This window comes from Citrobacter sp. Ct235, from assembly GCF_030332305.1.
In the GTDB taxonomy this organism is placed as follows: domain Bacteria; phylum Pseudomonadota; class Gammaproteobacteria; order Enterobacterales; family Enterobacteriaceae; genus Citrobacter_A; species Citrobacter_A telavivensis.
On record NZ_JAOWIC010000049.1, the window covers coordinates 1,307,862 to 1,324,514 of the forward strand.

General features: G+C 53.6%; 18 protein-coding genes and 1 other annotated feature. Of the genes, 10 read left to right on the forward strand and 8 right to left on the reverse strand.

Annotated elements, in window-relative coordinates; translation table 11 throughout:
- Positions 1 to 198: 198 nt before the first annotated feature.
- Positions 199 to 1,623, forward strand: coding sequence for an exodeoxyribonuclease I (sbcB, locus tag OGY35_RS23465; protein ID WP_286633599.1), 1,425 nt, complete (start codon positions 199 to 201; stop codon positions 1,621 to 1,623).
- Between the two features lie 35 nt (positions 1,624 to 1,658).
- Here sbcB and tsuB read toward each other — a convergent pair whose 3' ends face one another.
- From tsuB to OGY35_RS23495, 6 genes are all read right to left on the reverse strand, one after another.
- The gene (gene tsuB, locus OGY35_RS23470; RefSeq protein WP_000985275.1) at positions 1,659 to 1,886 is read right to left on the reverse strand and encodes a thiosulfate utilization sulfurtransferase TsuB/YeeD; all 228 of its coding nucleotides are present in this window, start codon (positions 1,884 to 1,886) and stop codon (positions 1,659 to 1,661) included.
- Between the two features lie 15 nt (positions 1,887 to 1,901).
- Positions 1,902 to 2,960, reverse strand: a complete 1,059-nt coding sequence (tsuA, locus tag OGY35_RS23475) for a thiosulfate utilization transporter TsuA/YeeE (protein WP_286633600.1) — start codon at positions 2,958 to 2,960, stop codon at positions 1,902 to 1,904.
- Positions 2,961 to 3,162: 202 nt separating this feature from the next.
- The gene (locus OGY35_RS23480) at positions 3,163 to 4,524 is read right to left on the reverse strand and encodes an APC family permease (RefSeq protein ID WP_042318166.1); all 1,362 of its coding nucleotides are present in this window, start codon (positions 4,522 to 4,524) and stop codon (positions 3,163 to 3,165) included.
- Complete coding sequence (yoeI, locus tag OGY35_RS23485) at positions 4,514 to 4,576, reverse strand: membrane protein YoeI (RefSeq protein WP_099433339.1); 63 nt, start codon at positions 4,574 to 4,576, stop codon at positions 4,514 to 4,516. The genes OGY35_RS23480 and yoeI overlap by 11 nt, the downstream gene beginning before the upstream one ends.
- 216 nt (positions 4,577 to 4,792) lie before the next feature.
- Positions 4,793 to 5,722 carry a LysR substrate-binding domain-containing protein gene (locus OGY35_RS23490; protein WP_286633601.1) on the reverse strand — a complete coding sequence of 310 codons (930 nt, stop codon included), beginning with the start codon at positions 5,720 to 5,722 and terminating at the stop codon, positions 4,793 to 4,795.
- Positions 5,723 to 5,768: 46 nt separating this feature from the next.
- Entirely contained in the window at positions 5,769 to 6,593 is an 825-nt protein-coding gene (locus OGY35_RS23495) for an SDR family oxidoreductase (protein WP_152403768.1), read from the reverse strand.
- 162 nt (positions 6,594 to 6,755) lie between these two features.
- Between OGY35_RS23495 and hisL the strand changes: the two genes are divergently transcribed.
- The 9 genes from hisL (at position 6,756) to hisIE (ending at position 14,084) form a co-directional block, all read left to right on the forward strand.
- Positions 6,756 to 6,806 carry a his operon leader peptide gene (gene hisL, locus OGY35_RS23500; RefSeq protein WP_001364200.1) on the forward strand — a complete coding sequence of 17 codons (51 nt, stop codon included), beginning with the start codon at positions 6,756 to 6,758 and terminating at the stop codon, positions 6,804 to 6,806.
- Positions 6,782 to 6,904: a sequence feature (His leader region), on the forward strand. Its footprint overlaps the gene before it by 25 nt.
- A 46-nt stretch (positions 6,905 to 6,950) precedes the next feature.
- Positions 6,951 to 7,850, forward strand: a complete 900-nt coding sequence (gene hisG, locus OGY35_RS23505) for an ATP phosphoribosyltransferase (RefSeq protein WP_206164333.1) — start codon at positions 6,951 to 6,953, stop codon at positions 7,848 to 7,850.
- A 99-nt stretch (positions 7,851 to 7,949) separates the two neighbouring features.
- Positions 7,950 to 9,254, forward strand: coding sequence for a histidinol dehydrogenase (hisD, locus tag OGY35_RS23510; RefSeq protein ID WP_286633602.1), 1,305 nt, complete (start codon positions 7,950 to 7,952; stop codon positions 9,252 to 9,254).
- Entirely contained in the window at positions 9,251 to 10,330 is a 1,080-nt protein-coding gene (hisC, locus tag OGY35_RS23515; protein ID WP_286633603.1) for a histidinol-phosphate transaminase, read from the forward strand. The genes hisD and hisC overlap by 4 nt, the downstream gene beginning before the upstream one ends.
- Positions 10,327 to 11,394 carry a bifunctional histidinol-phosphatase/imidazoleglycerol-phosphate dehydratase HisB gene (gene hisB / locus OGY35_RS23520; RefSeq protein ID WP_286633604.1) on the forward strand — a complete coding sequence of 356 codons (1,068 nt, stop codon included), beginning with the start codon at positions 10,327 to 10,329 and terminating at the stop codon, positions 11,392 to 11,394. Before hisC ends, hisB begins: the two co-directional genes overlap by 4 nt.
- A complete protein-coding gene (gene hisH, locus OGY35_RS23525; RefSeq protein ID WP_286633605.1) occupies positions 11,394 to 11,984 on the forward strand; it encodes an imidazole glycerol phosphate synthase subunit HisH in 591 nt (196 codons plus the stop codon). The genes hisB and hisH overlap by 1 nt, the downstream gene beginning before the upstream one ends.
- Complete coding sequence (hisA, locus tag OGY35_RS23530) at positions 11,984 to 12,721, forward strand: 1-(5-phosphoribosyl)-5-[(5-phosphoribosylamino)methylideneamino]imidazole-4-carboxamide isomerase (RefSeq protein ID WP_286633606.1); 738 nt, start codon at positions 11,984 to 11,986, stop codon at positions 12,719 to 12,721. Before hisH ends, hisA begins: the two co-directional genes overlap by 1 nt.
- Positions 12,703 to 13,479, forward strand: coding sequence for an imidazole glycerol phosphate synthase subunit HisF (gene hisF, locus OGY35_RS23535; RefSeq protein ID WP_286633607.1), 777 nt, complete (start codon positions 12,703 to 12,705; stop codon positions 13,477 to 13,479). Before hisA ends, hisF begins: the two co-directional genes overlap by 19 nt.
- Positions 13,473 to 14,084 carry a bifunctional phosphoribosyl-AMP cyclohydrolase/phosphoribosyl-ATP diphosphatase HisIE gene (gene hisIE / locus OGY35_RS23540; protein ID WP_286633608.1) on the forward strand — a complete coding sequence of 204 codons (612 nt, stop codon included), beginning with the start codon at positions 13,473 to 13,475 and terminating at the stop codon, positions 14,082 to 14,084. Before hisF ends, hisIE begins: the two co-directional genes overlap by 7 nt.
- Positions 14,085 to 14,139: 55 nt before the next feature.
- On the opposite strand, the gene wzzB is transcribed toward hisIE, so the two are convergent.
- Together wzzB and ugd are read right to left on the reverse strand one after the other, a co-directional pair.
- Positions 14,140 to 15,123: an LPS O-antigen chain length determinant protein WzzB gene (gene wzzB / locus OGY35_RS23545; RefSeq protein WP_286633609.1), complete on the reverse strand. Its 984-nt coding sequence runs from the start codon at positions 15,121 to 15,123 to the stop codon at positions 14,140 to 14,142.
- 142 nt (positions 15,124 to 15,265) lie between these two features.
- Positions 15,266 to 16,432, reverse strand: a complete 1,167-nt coding sequence (ugd, locus tag OGY35_RS23550) for a UDP-glucose 6-dehydrogenase (protein WP_286633610.1) — start codon at positions 16,430 to 16,432, stop codon at positions 15,266 to 15,268.
- Between the last annotated feature and the right edge of the window lie 221 nt (positions 16,433 to 16,653).

The following is a 16,653-nucleotide window of genomic DNA, read 5'->3' on the forward strand; positions in this document are numbered from 1 at the left end:
CTGGCAAAACAAACAGGGATTAATTGCAAGGAAATGTGACTTATCGCATAGTTTTCTCTCTTTCGTTGTTATGAGCGCGTTTCCGGTCGCGAGTTTCTTTATTGCTTCACGGCGAGTCAGGCTGATTACCGCGTCGAACTTTGGTACTCTGTGCAGTCCAGGCAGCGCGCAACCAGAAGTCACGGAACCCACTTATTTATGAATGACGGCAAGCAGCAACCCACCTTTCTCTTCCACGATTACGAAACCTTTGGCATTCACCCGGCGCTCGACAGACCAGCGCAATTTGCCGCCCTGCGTACCGATAGCGAATTCAACGTTATCGGCGAACCAGAGGTGTTTTACTGCAAACCGGCGGATGACTATTTGCCTCAACCGGGTGCTGTGATGATCACCGGAATCACCCCTCAGGAAGCGCGGGAGAAAGGTGACAATGAAGCTGCGTTTGCCGCGCGGATCCACGCACTGTTTACGGTGCCGAAAACCTGCATTATTGGCTACAACAACGTGCGTTTCGACGACGAAGTCACGCGTAACGTGCTGTACCGCAACTTCTACGATCCTTACGCGTGGAGCTGGCAGCATGATAATTCACGCTGGGATCTGCTGGACGTCATGCGCGCCTGCTATGCCCTGCGCCCGGAAGGCATCAACTGGCCGGAAAATGACGACGGGCTCCCCAGTTTTCGCCTGGAGCATCTGACGAAAGCGAATGGTATCGAACACAGCAATGCGCACGATGCGATGGCGGACGTCTATGCCACCATTGCCATGGCACAACTGGTGAAGTCACGTCAGCCGCGTCTGTTTGAGTATCTCTATACGCACCGCAACAAGCACAAGCTGGCCGCGCTGATAGATGTGCCGCAAATGAAGCCGCTGGTGCATGTTTCCGGTATGTTTGGCGCATGGCGCGGCAATACCAGTTGGGTTGCGCCTCTGGCCTGGCATCCGGATAACCGCAATGCGGTGATTATGGTTGACCTGGCCGGTGATATTTCGCCGCTGCTGGAACTGGACAGCGACACCCTGCGCGAGCGTCTGTATACCGCCAAAGCCAGTCTGGGCGATAACGCCGCCGTTCCCCTGAAACTGGTACACATCAACAAATGTCCGGTGCTGGCGCAGGCGAACACGTTGCGCCCGGAAGATGCTGACCGTCTGGGCATTAATCGCCAGCACTGCCTCGATAATTTGAAAGTACTGCGTGAAAATCCGCAGGTGCGTGACAAAGTGGTCGCCGTCTTTGCTGAAGCGGAACCATTCACGCCGTCTGACAACGTCGATGCCCAGCTCTATAACGGCTTCTTCAGCGATGCTGACCGGGCGGCCATGAAGATTGTGCTGGAAACCGACCCGCAGAATCTGCCGGCACTGGATATCACCTTTGTCGATCCGCGTATTGAAAAACTGTTGTTCAACTATCGGGCGCGTAACTTCCCCGGAACGCTGGATGAAGCGGAACAGCAGCGCTGGCTGGAACACCGTCGCCAGGTCTTTACGCCGGAATATTTACAGCACTACGCCGATGAGTTGCAGGTGTTATATCAGGAATATGCGGATGATAAAGAGAAGCAGGCGCTACTGAAGGCGCTGTGGCAGTACGCGGAAGAGATTGTCTGAGATTCGCCCTCCGCGCCACGGCGGAGGGCCTGTTATCATGCTTTCTGTACGGTGATGCTCCAGGCGGCATCGCCAACCTGCTGATAATCTGTAATCGCATGCCCTTCCTCTGCAGCCCATTGAGGGATCGCTTCGGTCGCCTGGGTGCAGTCAAACTCAATCACCAGTTCGTCACCGCTCGCCATCTCGGCCAGCGCGGCTTTTGCTTCAATCAGTGGAAACGGACAAACCTGCGTGACCACGTCCAGTTTTTTAATTGCCATCATTAATCCTTACGCTTAATTTGCCGCAGCGGTTGCCAGACGGGCTTTACGCTGCGGTCGTACAAACACAATCCACGACGCGGTCCAGACGCCAAGGATCATAAATACCAGGCCAATCCAGCCCTGCCAGGTCATCATCGCCGTCATCACCAGACCATTGCCGATAGAACAGCCGCCGGCAATGCTGGCGCCAAAGCCCATCAGGATCCCGCCGAAACCGCTGCGCAGCGTCGTTGGCGCATCGGCTGCCCGTACGCGAAATTCACGACTGGCTTTTGCCGCAATGAACGAACCGAGGAAAATCCCCAGCACCAGGAAAACGCCCCAGTTGAGGAATTTGCTGTCTCCCGCCACCAGAAACTGCAGGATGTTAGCCGTCGGCGAGGTGATCCCAAGCCCAAACATACGCCCGGTGGCTTCGCTCAGCGGCCATGCCAGCAGCGCGATAAGACCGATCAGCACCGCCGTCACGAACGGGTGCCAGCGTTTTTCAAACAGAATATGGGCAAGCCCGGTACGGCGCGGCGGTAAAGAGGCCACCTTCAGCTTTGGCTTTTTCAGCTCTTTGCTGACCACCCAGAGCGTCACGACCAGCAGAACCGCAATCAGCGGCCAGACGGAGAGGTTCAGCGTGTCGGCAATAGCGTTGTGCTCCGTGCTGTACGCCTTCAGCGTCTGGTTTAAACCGCTGGCATGAGGCGAACGCATTACCGCGCTCATCACCATGTAGGTCGCCAGCGCAATCCAGCTACCGATTAGCCCCTCACCCGCACGATACCAGGTTCCGGTGGCACATCCCCCCGCATAGACAATCCCAATCCCGAAGATGTAGCCACCGACAACGGTGCCGAGCCACGGGAACGCGCCAGCATCATAGCGGATTATCCCCGCCTGAATCAGCGCAAAGGCACCGACGCTCTGTACGGAAATCGCGATCAGCAGCGCATAGAACATGCGGTTGTTTTTGGCGATAACCATATCGCGGAAACCACCGGTCAGACAGAATCGACCGCGTTGCATCACAAAACCCAGCAGCGCGCCGCAGATAACCCCGCTCAAAATCATTGAAAACATAAATTAGTTAGCCTGAAGAATATCAATCAGGAAATTATTCCTGACCACGCGGCGGGGAACCAATAACCAAATTCTCTAATTTAGAACGAATGGTTATGAATAATGACTGGAAATAAACCAACGACATAAAAAAAGCCGGAGTGGTTAACTCCGGCTTCCTGCCCGGTGGCGCTTCGCTTACCGGGCCTACAGACGTTATGAATTACTGTGCGATATCTTCGTACTGCGGAACCGGGTTGCGGAAGCTTTTGGTCACGCAAGCCAGATACACCAGACCGATACCAGCCCAGATCAGCCCCAGAACCATGGAACTCTCTTCCAGGTTGATCCACAAAGCGCCAACGGTCAGCGCGCCGCATACCGGCAGCACCAGATAGTTGAAATGGTCTTTCAGCGTCTTATTGCGTTTTTCGCGGATCCAGAACTGTGAAATCACAGACAGGTTCACGAAGGTAAATGCCACCAGCGCACCGAAGTTGATCAGCGCCGTCGCCGTTACCAGGTCAAACTTAATCGCCATCAGGGCAATCGCCCCCACCAACAGCACGTTCCACGCCGGGGTACGCCACTTCGGATGAATGTAGCCGAAGAAACGCGTCGGGAATACACCGTCACGGCCCATTACGTACATCAGACGAGAGACGCCTGCATGTGCTGCCATACCGGAAGCCAGAACGGTCACGCTGGAGAAAATCAGCACGCCCCACTGGAAAGTTTTACCCGCCACGTACAGCATGATTTCAGGCTGAGACGCATCCGGATCCTTAAAGCGAGAGATATCCGGGAAGTACAGTTGCAGGAAGTACGAAGCGCCGATGAACACCAGACCACCAATCAGCGCCGTCAGGAAGATAGCTTTCGGGATCACGCGTTCTGCATCTTTGGTCTCTTCAGACAGCGAAGAGATACCGTCGAAGCCCAGGAATGAGAAGCACAGAATCGTTGCCCCGGTAATCATCGGCACAACATGCGCGCCTTCCGACCAGAACGGACGGGTGCTGGTCAGCGTACCGGCACCTTCGCCGTTCGAAACACCGTAGATGATCAGGCCAACAATCACCGCCACAATGCCCATCTGCAGGATCACAATCAGGGTATTGAAGTTCGCCACGGTCTTGATGCTGCGCAGGTTAGAGATGGTCATAAAGGCCACCAGCGCGACAACAAAGATCCACGACGGCACGGACGGCACCAGCGCTTCAAAGTAAATTTTAGCCAGCAGGATGTTGATCATCGGCATGAACAGGTAGTCCAGCAGGGATGACCAACCCACCATGAAGCCAACGGTCGGGCTAATGGATTTCTGGGCATAGGTATACGCCGAGCCAGCAGACGGGAAACGGCGAACCAGTTTACCGTAGCTCAACGCAGTAAAAAGAATAGCGATCAGCGCAAAGGCGTACGCCGTTGCAACGTGACCGTCAGTGAGGCCCGAAACGATACCAAACGTATCGAACAGCGTCATCGGCTGCATATAGGCAAGACCCATCATGACAACCGGAATCAGCGTAAGCGTTTTACGCAATTCCACGCGAGAGGTTTTTGGAGTAGCGTTATGCGACATGGTCATTCCCCTTTACGGCGAATGCCGTCGCGTAAGCAAAAAATTGCCCCATTTTCTGGATTCCTCAGCGACAACAACTGTCGGTTTTTAGTAAATATCTATCCGGTACGAAGCCCGGCCTCTTTGTATGAATGATTGGTTTGATGCAAAAAAATAACCGACGCGTATGAAAACGTCGGTTAATGTCATTTTTTGCAAGCGGCGCATTGTGCACTAAAATGAGGCGAAAAGACAAGAGAATGAGAGGCTTGTCGTGAACTATTTTTTCTTAAATGTTTGATTTGTTTGTCTCGTCTTTTGTGTAGACGCCGGCAATAGCACTATTTGCTAAAATTGCATCCCGCCACCAGGCGCTGGCAAGCCCCGCCGTCTGCTCATTCCATCCCATCCACACCGGTTCAAAGAGCATTTGTGCTACCACTTTTTTCTCGATCAGCGCCCCACTTTCCAGGAAGCGCTGTGCCAGATAGCGTGGAAGATAACCGCAACCCAGACCGCTGATTTGCAGTTCCAGTTTGGTTTTAAAATCGAAGACGGTGATCGCCTCCTGGTCATCAAGCAGTTGCGTCGCGGATGCAGAAGAGAGAGACGAACTGTCACCGACCACAATTGCGCGATAGCGTTTGATGGTACTGCGGCTCAACGGCTCTGCCTCCTGAGCCAAAGGATGGTGCGGCGCGACAGCGAAGACCTGTTCCAGTTCGCCCAGACGCGCAACGCTAAAGTCGCTGGATGAGGGCGGTTCATGCATCGCACCGACAATAATGTCCGCCCTGCCCTGGGTCAGCGCATCCCACGATCCTCCCAGCACGCCGTTAATGAACTTCAGACGCGTGACGCTGTGATGTTGATAAAAAGATTCAATCAGTGGGGCAAGCAGAGAAAAGGGGAACGTATCGTCTACGCCAATCACCAGCTCATTTTCCCAACCTTCGTGGAGTTTAATTGCCTGCTTTTCCAGTTCCCGCACGGTATGCAGGACTTCGCGCCCTTTTTCCAGCAGCATTTGCCCGGTACGCGTGAACCGGGCGCGATGGCCGCTGCGATCGAGGATCTGAATGCTGAGGTCGCTTTCCAGGCGGTGGACGGTATAGCTGAGTGCAGACGGCGTCTTATACAGTTTGGCCGACGCGGCCGCAAAGCTGCCCTCTTTTTCAAGGGCATCGAGAATGATGAGCACATCCAGCAGTGGTTTCATACACGCCCCCTTGCGGTGTATGGCGACTAACTGCTGGAGGTAAGCATTACTCCAACGGCATCACCAGCGGATCGGGATACTGGTATTCAAACCCAAGCTCATTACAGATCCGGCTGCCATCTATAATTTTACCTTTACCGTTATCCATGGAATCACGGAACTGCGGCGGTTCCATTCCCAGCAGACGCGCCATCTGCGGATAGAATACATTGCGGGCAGGATGCGAAGGCGCACATATATTATAGATGTGTCCCCCTTTTGGTGCCTGTAACAACAGGGTAATGGCGGCAATGACATCTTCCAGATGAACCAGATTGACGCCGTGCTCGCCGTCAGGGGCTGTTTTACCGGCGAAAAAGCGACCCGGATGACGTCCAGGCCCTACCAGTCCGGCCAGACGCAGAATATCGACCGACGTACCCGGTAAATTATGCAACCAGTCTTCCAGTTCTTTTAACACGCGACCGCTGGCGGTGACTGGATTACGCACCGTTCCCTCTTTCACTGTCCCCTGCACGTCACCATAGACGGAGGTCGAACTGGTAAAGATAATGCGCGGAATACGGTAAGCCAGCGCGCTGTCCACCAGCTCCTGCATGGCCTGCAGATAGAACTCTTCGCCAGGACCACTGCGACGGGCTGGTAAAGTAATCACCAGCGCATCAACATCCATCAGCGCATCCAGGTCATCTGTTTCGCACACCAGTTCAGGTTCGAGCCGTAGCGGATACCCTTCGATCCCGCTCATTCTGGCCGCTTCCACGCCATCCTGGGTGGTTTTGCTCCCCGTCACCCGCCAGCCTCTGGCAGTGAGCGACATCGCCAGCGGCATGCCTAACCATCCTAAACCGACAACTGCGACCTTTTTCATCCGTTTTCTCCTGACTCCAGCACTATGTCTATAAGGCTACGCCAGCGTTTTAAGACTGACAATTCATACTATAAATAGGAATTAAAAAAAGCGCTTGCTTTAAAGCGTTAAAGTGGTTTAGGTTAAAAGGCATCAAATGAATAAGCATTCATCGAGAATTTTATGACACGCGTTCAATTTAAACACCACCATCATCACCATCATCCTGACTAGTCTTTCAGGCGATGTGTGCTGGGAGACATTCAGATCTTCCAGTGGTGCATGAACGTATGAGAAAGCCCCCGGAAGATTTCTTCCGGGGGCTTTTTTTTGGTGCGCAATTCAGACAGGTTCAGACAGGATAAAGAGGAAAAGAGAATGTTAGATAACACCCGTTTACGCATAGCTATTCAGAAATCAGGTCGTTTGAGCGATGACTCACGCGAATTACTCGCTCGCTGCGGGATTAAAATTAACTTACACACCCAGCGCCTGATTGCGATGGCAGAGAATATGCCGATTGATATTCTGCGTGTGCGTGACGACGATATCCCCGGTCTGGTGATGGACGGCGTCGTTGACCTGGGCATCATCGGTGAGAACGTTCTGGAAGAGGAATTGCTGAACCGCCGCGCCCAGGGCGAAGATCCGCGTTACTTTACCCTGCGTCGTCTCGACTTCGGCGGTTGTCGTCTTTCTCTGGCCACGCCCGTTGATGAAGCCTGGGATGGTCCCGCCGCACTTGATGGCAAACGCATCGCCACCTCTTATCCCCACCTGCTCAAACGTTATCTCGACCAGAAAGGTGTCTCCTTTAAATCCTGTCTCCTGAACGGTTCTGTGGAAGTGGCCCCACGCGCTGGACTGGCCGATGCCATCTGCGATCTGGTCTCGACCGGCGCAACGCTGGAAGCCAACGGTCTTCGCGAAGTGGAAGTGATTTATCGCTCTAAAGCCTGCCTGATCCAGCGTGACGGCGAGATGACCGACGCCAAGCAGCAACTGGTCGATAAGCTGCTGACCCGAATTCAGGGCGTTATCCAGGCGCGCGAATCGAAGTACATCATGATGCACGCGCCAAGCGAGCGTCTGGAAGAGGTGATCGCCCTGCTGCCGGGCGCGGAACGCCCAACCATTCTGCCGCTGGCCGGCGATCAGCAGCGTGTGGCAATGCACATGGTCAGCAGCGAAACCCTGTTCTGGGAGACCATGGAGAAACTGAAAGCGCTCGGCGCCAGCTCGATTCTGGTGCTGCCGATTGAGAAGATGATGGAATAATTGCACGCGACGGCGCCCGGTGGCGCATTCGCTTACCGGGCCTACGGGTTCAGTAGGCCGGATAAGCAAGGCGTCATCCGGCATAAAAAGGAAAGTGACATGAGCTTTAGCACAATCATTAACTGGAACACCTCTTCCCCAGAGCAGCAGCGTGAATTACTGATGCGCCCGGCGATTTCCGCGTCTGACAGCATCACTCGTACCGTGAGCGAGATTCTGGATAACGTCAAAACCCGTTGCGATGACGCCCTGCGCGAATACAGCGCAAAGTTTGATAAAACTGAGGTTGCGGCGCTGAAGGTGACCGCAGAAGAGATAACCGCCGCCAGCGCACGATTGAGCGACGATCTCAAGCACGCCATGGCCGTCGCGGTGCAAAACATTGAGACCTTCCACAACGCGCAAAAATTACCGCCCGTCGATGTGGAAACCCTGCCAGGAGTACGCTGCCAGCAGGTGACGCGCCCGGTGGCGTCCGTCGGTTTATATATTCCAGGAGGCTCCGCCCCGCTCTTTTCTACCGTACTGATGCTTGCCACACCGGCACGCATTGCGGGCTGTAAAAAGGTGGTGTTGTGTTCCCCTCCGCCGATTGCCGATGAAATTCTCTACGCGGCACAACTGTGCGGCGTGCAGGACGTCTTTAACGTCGGCGGCGCGCAGGCCATTGCCGCTCTGGCATTTGGCAGCGAATCCGTGCCGAAGGTGGACAAAATTTTTGGCCCAGGAAACGCGTTTGTGACCGAAGCGAAGCGCCAGGTCAGCCAGCGTCTCGACGGTGCAGCGATTGATATGCCAGCCGGTCCTTCCGAAGTGCTGGTGATTGCTGACAGTGGTGCAACGCCAGATTTCGTCGCCTCCGATCTGCTTTCACAGGCAGAGCACGGCCCGGACTCACAGGTGATTCTGCTGACCCCGGATGCCGATATCGCCCGTCGCGTTGCCGAAGCCGTTGAACGTCAACTGGCTGAACTCCCGCGTGCAGAAACGGCGCGTCAGGCGCTCAGCGCCAGTCGACTGATAGTGACGAAAGATTTGGCGCAATGTATTGCCATCTCTAATTTGTATGGCCCTGAGCACTTAATTATCCAGACCCGCAATGCCCGCGAACTGGTTGATGAGGTTACCAGCGCCGGTTCAGTGTTCCTTGGCGACTGGTCGCCGGAATCGGCGGGCGATTATGCCTCCGGAACGAACCACGTGCTGCCGACCTACGGCTATACGTCCACCTGTTCCAGCCTCGGACTGGCGGATTTCCAGAAGCGCATGACGGTTCAGGAACTGTCTAAAGCGGGATTCTCCGCGCTGGCTTCAACCATTGAGACACTGGCGGCGGCTGAGCGCCTGACCGCTCACAAAAACGCCGTCACCCTGCGCGTCAACGCCCTGAAGGAGCAAGCATGAGCACTGAAAACACGTTCAGCGTCACCGACTTAGCCCGTGAAAACGTCCGCAATCTGACGCCGTATCAATCTGCTCGTCGTCTGGGCGGCAACGGCGACGTCTGGCTCAATGCCAACGAATTCCCGACGGCGGTTGACTATCAACTCACTCGGCAAACGCTGAACCGTTACCCGGAATGCCAGCCGAAAGCGGTGATTGAAAATTATGCGCAGTACGCCGGGGTCAAACCGGAGCAGGTGTTGGTCAGTCGTGGCGCAGATGAAGGTATTGAGCTGCTTATCCGCGCTTTCTGCGAACCGGGGAAAGACGCCATTCTCTTCTGTCCGCCCACCTATGGGATGTATAGCGTCAGCGCCGAAACTATCAGCGTCGAGTGCCGCACCGTCCCCACGCTCGCCGACTGGCAGTTGGATATGCAGGGCATTTCTGACAATCTGGATGGCGTGAAGGTTGTTTATGTGTGCAGCCCCAATAACCCCACCGGACAGCTGATTCATCCGCAGGATCTGCGCACGCTGCTGGAACTGACGCGCGGCAAAGCCATTGTGGTCGCCGACGAGGCCTATATCGAGTTCTGCCCGCAGGCAACGCTGGCGGGTTGGCTTTCCGAGTACCCTAACCTGGTCATTCTGCGCACGTTGTCCAAAGCGTTTGCCCTCGCCGGTCTTCGCTGTGGCTTTACGCTGGCCAACGAAGAGGTGATTAACCTGCTGCTGAAGGTGATCGCCCCTTACCCGCTTTCCACGCCCGTTGCTGACATCGCCGAACAGGCGCTCAGCCCACAGGGCATCAACGCCATGCGCGAACGCGTGGCGCAGATCCTGCTTGAGCGCCAGTGCCTGGTGAATGCGCTTAAAGAGATTGCCTGCGTTGAACAGGTTTTCGACTCCGAGACCAACTACATTCTGGCGCGCTTCACCGCCTCCAGCAGCGTATTTAAATCTTTGTGGGATCAGGGCATTATCTTACGAGACCAGAACAAACAACCTTCTTTAAGCGGCTGTCTGCGTATTACTGTTGGTACCCGTGAAGAAAGCCAGCGCGTCATTGACGCTTTACGTGCGGAGCAAGTATGAGCCAGAAGTATCTCTTTATCGATCGTGATGGAACCCTGATTTCCGAACCGCCGAGCGATTTCCAGGTGGATCGCTTTGACAAGCTCGCCTTCGAGCCAGACGTTGTGCCGGTGCTGCTGAAGCTGCAAAAAGCGGGCTTTAAGCTGGTGATGATCACCAATCAGGACGGTCTGGGAACGCCGAGTTTTCCACAGGCGGATTTCGACGGCCCGCACAATCTGATGATGCAAATCCTGACCTCTCAGGGCGTGCTGTTTGATGAAGTGCTGATCTGCCCGCATCTGCCCGCAGACGAGTGCAACTGCCGTAAGCCAAAAGTGAAGCTGGTCGAACGTTACCTCGCTGAGCAGGCGATGGACAGCGCCAACAGCTACGTCATTGGCGATCGCGCTACCGATATCCAACTGGCTGAAAACATGGGTATTAGCGGGCTCCGTTACCATCGCGAGACGCTGAACTGGACGGCAATTGGCGAGCAACTGACGAAACGCGACCGCTACGCCCACGTTGAGCGCGTAACCAAAGAGACGCAGATTGATGTCAAAGTGTGGCTGGACCGTGAAGGCGGCAGTAAAATTAACACCGGCGTCGGCTTCTTTGACCATATGCTCGATCAAATTGCGACACACGGCGGGTTCCGCATGGAGATTACCGTCAAAGGCGATCTCTATATCGACGATCACCACACCGTGGAAGACACCGGTCTGGCGCTGGGTGAAGCGTTAAAACTGGCGCTCGGCGATAAGCGTGGCATCAACCGTTTTGGCTTTGTGCTGCCAATGGACGAATGCCTGGCGCGCTGCGCGCTGGATATCTCCGGACGTCCGCACCTCGAATACCGTGCCGAGTTCGCCTATCAGCGCGTCGGCGATCTGAGTACCGAGATGATTGAACACTTCTTCCGCTCTCTCTCCTACACCATGGGTGTGACGCTGCATCTGAAGACCAAAGGCAAAAACGACCATCACCGTGTGGAAAGCCTGTTCAAAGCCTTCGGTCGTACTCTGCGCCAGGCCATCCGTGTTGAAGGTGATACCCTTCCCTCCTCCAAAGGAGTGCTGTGATGAACGTGGTGATCCTCGACACCGGCTGCGCCAACCTGAACTCGGTGAAATCCGCCGTCGCGCGCCATGGTTATGCTCCGGTGGTCAGCCGCGACCCGGATGTGGTTTTGCGCGCAGATAAACTGTTTCTGCCCGGCGTCGGCACGGCGCAGGCGGCAATGGATCAGTTACGCGAGCGCGAACTGATCGATCTGATTAAAGCCTGTACCCAGCCGGTGCTGGGCATCTGTCTCGGCATGCAGATCCTCGGACGGCGTAGTGAAGAGACACGGGGCGTCGATATGCTCGGCATCATCGAGCAGGATGTACCTAAGATGACCGACTTTGGTCTGCCATTGCCGCATATGGGCTGGAACCGCGTTTATCCGCAGGCCGGGAATCGTCTTTTTCAGGGCATCGAGGATGGGGCGTATTTCTACTTTGTGCACAGCTACGCCATGCCGGTCAATCCGTGGACCATCGCCCAGTGCCACTACGGCGAACCGTTCACTGCTGCCGTGCAAAAAGATAACTTCTTCGGCGTGCAGTTCCACCCGGAGCGCTCCGGTGCCGCTGGCGCGCAGTTGCTGAAAAACTTTCTGGAGATGTGATGATTATTCCGGCTTTAGATTTGATCGACGGTACCGTCGTGCGTCTCCATCAGGGCGATTATGCGCAACAGCGTGATTACGGCAGTGACCCGCTACCGCGTTTGCAGGATTACGCAGCACAGGGTGCCGAAGTGTTACATCTGGTTGATTTAACGGGTGCGAAAGATCCGGCGAAACGGCAGATCCCACTGATTAAAACCCTGATCACGGGCGTGAACGTACCGGTTCAGGTGGGCGGTGGCGTACGCACCGAAGACGACGTCGCCGCGCTGCTGGCAGCGGGTGTCGCTCGCGTGGTGGTCGGCTCCACGGCGGTAAAATCGCCGGAAATGGTGAAAGGCTGGTTCGAGCGTTTTGGTGCCGATGCGCTGGTCCTCGCACTGGATGTCCGTATTGATGAGCAGGGAAACAAGCAGGTCGCCGTAAGTGGCTGGCAGGAGAACTCCGGCGTTTCGCTCGAAGAACTGGTAGAAACCTATCTACCGGTGGGCCTGAAACATGTGCTCTGTACGGATATTTCTCGCGACGGCACGCTGGCGGGCTCAAACGTCTCTTTGTATGAAGAGGTGTGCAAAAAATATCCACATGTGGCCTTTCAGTCTTCTGGCGGGATCGGTGATATCAACGACGTCGCCGCATTGCGCGGAACTGGCGTGCGCGGCGTGATCGTCGGACGTGCGCTGCTGGAGGGTAAATTCACCGTTAAGGAGGCGATCCAATGCTGGCAAAACGTATAATCCCATGCCTCGACGTTCGCGACGGTCAGGTCGTGAAAGGCGTGCAGTTCCGCAATCACGAAATCATCGGAGACATCGTCCCGCTGGCAAAACGCTATGCCGATGAAGGTGCCGATGAGTTGGTGTTCTACGATATCACCGCGTCCAGCGACGGCCGTGTGGTCGATAAAAGCTGGGTTTCGCGCGTCGCGGAAGTGATCGACATCCCTTTCTGCGTGGCGGGTGGGATTAAGTCGGTCGACGATGCGGCCAAAATTCTCTCGTTTGGCGCAGATAAAATCTCCATCAACTCGCCAGCGCTGGCTGACCCGACGCTGATTAGCCGTCTGGCGGATCGTTTTGGCGTGCAGTGTATCGTGGTCGGTATTGATACCTGGTTTGACGCGCAAACCGGCAAGTACCATGTCAACCAGTATACCGGCGATGAAAGCCGCACCCGCGTCACCACCTGGGAAACCCTCGACTGGGTGCAGGAAGTGCAAAAGCGCGGTGCCGGCGAAATCGTCCTTAACATGATGAACCAGGACGGCGTGCGTAACGGCTACGACCTGGAGCAGTTGAAAAAAGTGCGCGCAGTATGCCGCGTGCCGCTGATCGCCTCCGGTGGCGCAGGCACCATGGAACATTTCCTTGAGGCCTTCCGCGATGCCGATGTCGACGGTGCGCTTGCCGCCTCCGTCTTCCACAAGCAAATCATTAATATTGGTGAATTAAAAACGTACCTGGCAACACAGGGCGTGGAGATCAGGATATGTTAACAGAGCAACAACGCAGCCAACTGGACTGGGAAAAAACCGACGGACTGATGCCTGTCGTCGTGCAGCACGCGGTGTCCGGTGAAGTGTTGATGCTGGGATATATGAACCCAGACGCGCTGGATAAAACCCTTGCAACCGGCAAAGTCACCTTCTTCTCACGCACCAAACAGCGCCTGTGGACCAAAGGCGAGACGTCAGGAAACTTTCTGAACGTCGTCAGCATTGCGCCAGATTGTGATAACGATACCCTGCTGGCGCTGGTGAATCCGATCGGACCCACCTGCCATAAAGGCACCAGCAGCTGCTTCGGCGAGACCAGTCATCAGTGGCTGTTCCTGTATCAGCTTGAACAACTGTTAGCCGAGCGAAAAACGGCCGACCCGGCGAGTTCCTATACCGCGAAACTCTATGCCAGCGGCACCAAGCGTATCGCCCAAAAAGTGGGTGAAGAAGGTGTCGAAACCGCACTGGCCGCCACGGTGCATGACCGATTTGAACTGACCAATGAAGCGTCGGATTTGATGTATCACCTGCTGGTTCTGCTGCAGGATCAGGATCTCGACCTGACAACGGTCATTGAGAATCTGCGCAAGCGGCATCAATGATCTTAAGGCGTAAAAAAACCGGGCGAGGCCCGGTTTTTTTATTATATAAATCAGATTACTGCGCTTTTGGCTTGTAGTTACGCAGTGCATTGCGTCCCAGTACGACACCGGCGCCAACCATTCCACCGAGCAGTACCGCCAGTACCAGAGTAATTGCCCTTTTCGGACTGTCGCGACGAATCGGTAACGTTGGTTTCATCACGTAACGATAGGCATGAATGCTGTCCGTATCGACCTTCAGCGCCTTAACCGACAACAGGTTCTGACGGGTCAGGTAATAGTCATCAGAGAACGTTAATGGCCGAGTCGCTTCATTATTTACCATCGATGAAAGCGCATCGCTACCCAACATAAACATGGTGTCAGGGGAAACTTGATCGGTCAGTTGAATCTTAGGAAGTTTAATATTTGCCTGCTTTGCAACGGACAGTGCCTGGTTGATCTGCGCAATATTGAGTGCTTTTTGTTCCCTTGCGACCTTTTCCTGCGCTTCAAGTGAATGCTCTAAATCAGAAGTACGCGTTTTAATACTCATCGCGAGGTCAGTATTGATTTCTTTAGAGACCGCTTCATCGACCTGTTGAATATACTGGGCCAACGTTTTTTGTGCGGATTCAGCAGTTGTTGCCTGGTAGGTGATCTTTAGTGGTAGAGACTGACCTTTAACAGACGCGGCAATAGTCAGGTTCTCTGGTTGTTGTTGATTATCAAGCGTTTCAGAAAGCGCGGCAAATGCCGAGTTAAAACGCCCAATAACACCGGACTGAACATCATTCACTTTCGGCGCATCCTGACCGTAAAGGATACTCATGGCATTGGTATAGGTCGCTAACTGACCCGCATCAGGCTGAGTGATTATCGCCGTCGAAGTCCATTTCTCTTTCGCTACCACCAGGTAACCCGCAGCCAGAACAATAGCTACAATAATACAGATGATTATTGTCACTTTGCCTCGCCACAATTGCACAACTAAATCAATCAAATCAATCTGTTCCGGTTCGTTGCTACGTCCGGACATGTTGTTATTTTCCACTGTCATCACTGCCCTAAATAAGAAAGCTCTAATCCCGCCACAGTTTATCGGGAAACGTAATTTATGCTATAGGAAATTTTATATGATAGTGAAAATTCTGGTAGGTTTTACCCCATTGTCAGGGAATCCGTTCCCTCTGGCTTACAGGTCAATCACTCCCAAAGAGGTCCCGGGTATAGACTTTTTCGGACACATCTTTGAGTTCCTCTGCCATACGGTTCGAGATGATTACGTCCGCCTGTTGCTTAAACTGCGTTAAATCACGCTCGATACGAGAGTTAAAAAACGCCTCTTCCTGCATCACCGGCTCATAAATCACCACTTCAACACCTTTAGCTTTAATACGTTTCATGATCCCCTGAATGGAAGATGCGCGGAAGTTATCCGAGCCACTCTTCATAATCAGACGATAAATCCCCACGACTTTTGGCTTTCTGGCAAGAACGGCATCGGCGATAAAGTCTTTGCGGGTGCGGTTGGCATCAACGATAGCGGAAATAATATTGTTCGGTACTGAGTGATAATTAGCCAGAAGCTGTTTGGTGTCTTTTGGCAGGCAATAACCGCCGTAACCAAATGAGGGATTGTTATAGTGGTTGCCAATACGTGGATCCAGACAAACGCCTTCGATGATCTGACGGGTATTTAAACCTAAACTTTCAGCATAGCTATCGAGTTCGTTAAAATAGGCAACACGCATCGCCAGATAGGTGTTGGCAAAAAGCTTGATCGCTTCCGCTTCGGTAGAATCCGTAAACAACGTTGGGATATCCCGCTTCACCGCCCCTTCCTGAAGCAATGCAGCAAAACGCTCAGCTCTTTCAGAGCGCTCGCCGATGACAATACGAGACGGATGCAGGTTGTCATAAAGTGCCTTACCTTCACGCAGAAACTCGGGGGAAAAAATAATATTCTTCGTTTTAAACTTCTCCCCCATCGCTGCGGTAAATCCAACCGGAACGGTGGATTTAATAATCATCACGGCATCTGGATTAATCTCGATTACATCCTGAATGACTGACTCTACGCTTGAAGTATTGAAATAATTGGTCTTCGGATCATAATCGGTCGGTGTTGCAATAATAACGTAATCCGCGTTTCGATAGGCATCCTGTTTATCTAATGTAGCCTTAAACCTAATTTTCTCCGACTTTAAGAACTGTTGAATTTCTTTATCGACAATCGGAGATATCCGATCATTCAACATTTCGACACGAGAAGGGATGATGTCTAGCGCAACAACATCATGATGCTGTGCGATTAACAGACCATTGGATAGGCCAACATACCCGGTACCGGAGATGGTAATTTTCATTGCATACTCTCAGAATTAACTTAATTAGACATCATGATGTATTCGCATCCTGACACGTTATTATTGTTTTAGCGTCTGAGCGAATAATGTGTCAACGAAGCCTAATACAATTAGGATTTTCTTTATCATCCTAAATGGATAATATTAAGTTAATATTAAGCAATGAGATTATGCAATAAGAATCAGGATAAAAAAAAGCCCGGTCAAAACCGGGCTTTTTG

What these genes read in the sequence shown, in the direction of transcription:
- sbcB (WP_286633599.1), top strand. Translation starts at nt 199, where the DNA reads ATGAATGACGGCAAGCAGCAACCCACCTTTCTCTTCCACGATTACGAA.
- tsuB (WP_000985275.1), bottom strand. Translation starts at nt 1,886, where the DNA reads ATGGCAATTAAAAAACTGGACGTGGTCACGCAGGTTTGTCCGTTTCCA.
- tsuA (WP_286633600.1), bottom strand. Translation starts at nt 2,960, where the DNA reads ATGTTTTCAATGATTTTGAGCGGGGTTATCTGCGGCGCGCTGCTGGGT.
- OGY35_RS23480 (WP_042318166.1), bottom strand. Translation starts at nt 4,524, where the DNA reads ATGTCGCATAACGCTACTCCAAAAACCTCTCGCGTGGAATTGCGTAAA.
- OGY35_RS23490 (WP_286633601.1), bottom strand. Translation starts at nt 5,722, where the DNA reads ATGAAACCACTGCTGGATGTGCTCATCATTCTCGATGCCCTTGAAAAA.
- OGY35_RS23495 (WP_152403768.1), bottom strand. Translation starts at nt 6,593, where the DNA reads ATGAAAAAGGTCGCAGTTGTCGGTTTAGGATGGTTAGGCATGCCGCTG.
- hisG (WP_206164333.1), top strand. Translation starts at nt 6,951, where the DNA reads ATGTTAGATAACACCCGTTTACGCATAGCTATTCAGAAATCAGGTCGT.
- hisD (WP_286633602.1), top strand. Translation starts at nt 7,950, where the DNA reads ATGAGCTTTAGCACAATCATTAACTGGAACACCTCTTCCCCAGAGCAG.
- hisC (WP_286633603.1), top strand. Translation starts at nt 9,251, where the DNA reads ATGAGCACTGAAAACACGTTCAGCGTCACCGACTTAGCCCGTGAAAAC.
- hisB (WP_286633604.1), top strand. Translation starts at nt 10,327, where the DNA reads ATGAGCCAGAAGTATCTCTTTATCGATCGTGATGGAACCCTGATTTCC.
- hisH (WP_286633605.1), top strand. Translation starts at nt 11,394, where the DNA reads ATGAACGTGGTGATCCTCGACACCGGCTGCGCCAACCTGAACTCGGTG.
- hisA (WP_286633606.1), top strand. Translation starts at nt 11,984, where the DNA reads ATGATTATTCCGGCTTTAGATTTGATCGACGGTACCGTCGTGCGTCTC.
- hisF (WP_286633607.1), top strand. Translation starts at nt 12,703, where the DNA reads ATGCTGGCAAAACGTATAATCCCATGCCTCGACGTTCGCGACGGTCAG.
- hisIE (WP_286633608.1), top strand. Translation starts at nt 13,473, where the DNA reads ATGTTAACAGAGCAACAACGCAGCCAACTGGACTGGGAAAAAACCGAC.
- wzzB (WP_286633609.1), bottom strand. Translation starts at nt 15,123, where the DNA reads ATGACAGTGGAAAATAACAACATGTCCGGACGTAGCAACGAACCGGAA.
- ugd (WP_286633610.1), bottom strand. Translation starts at nt 16,432, where the DNA reads ATGAAAATTACCATCTCCGGTACCGGGTATGTTGGCCTATCCAATGGT.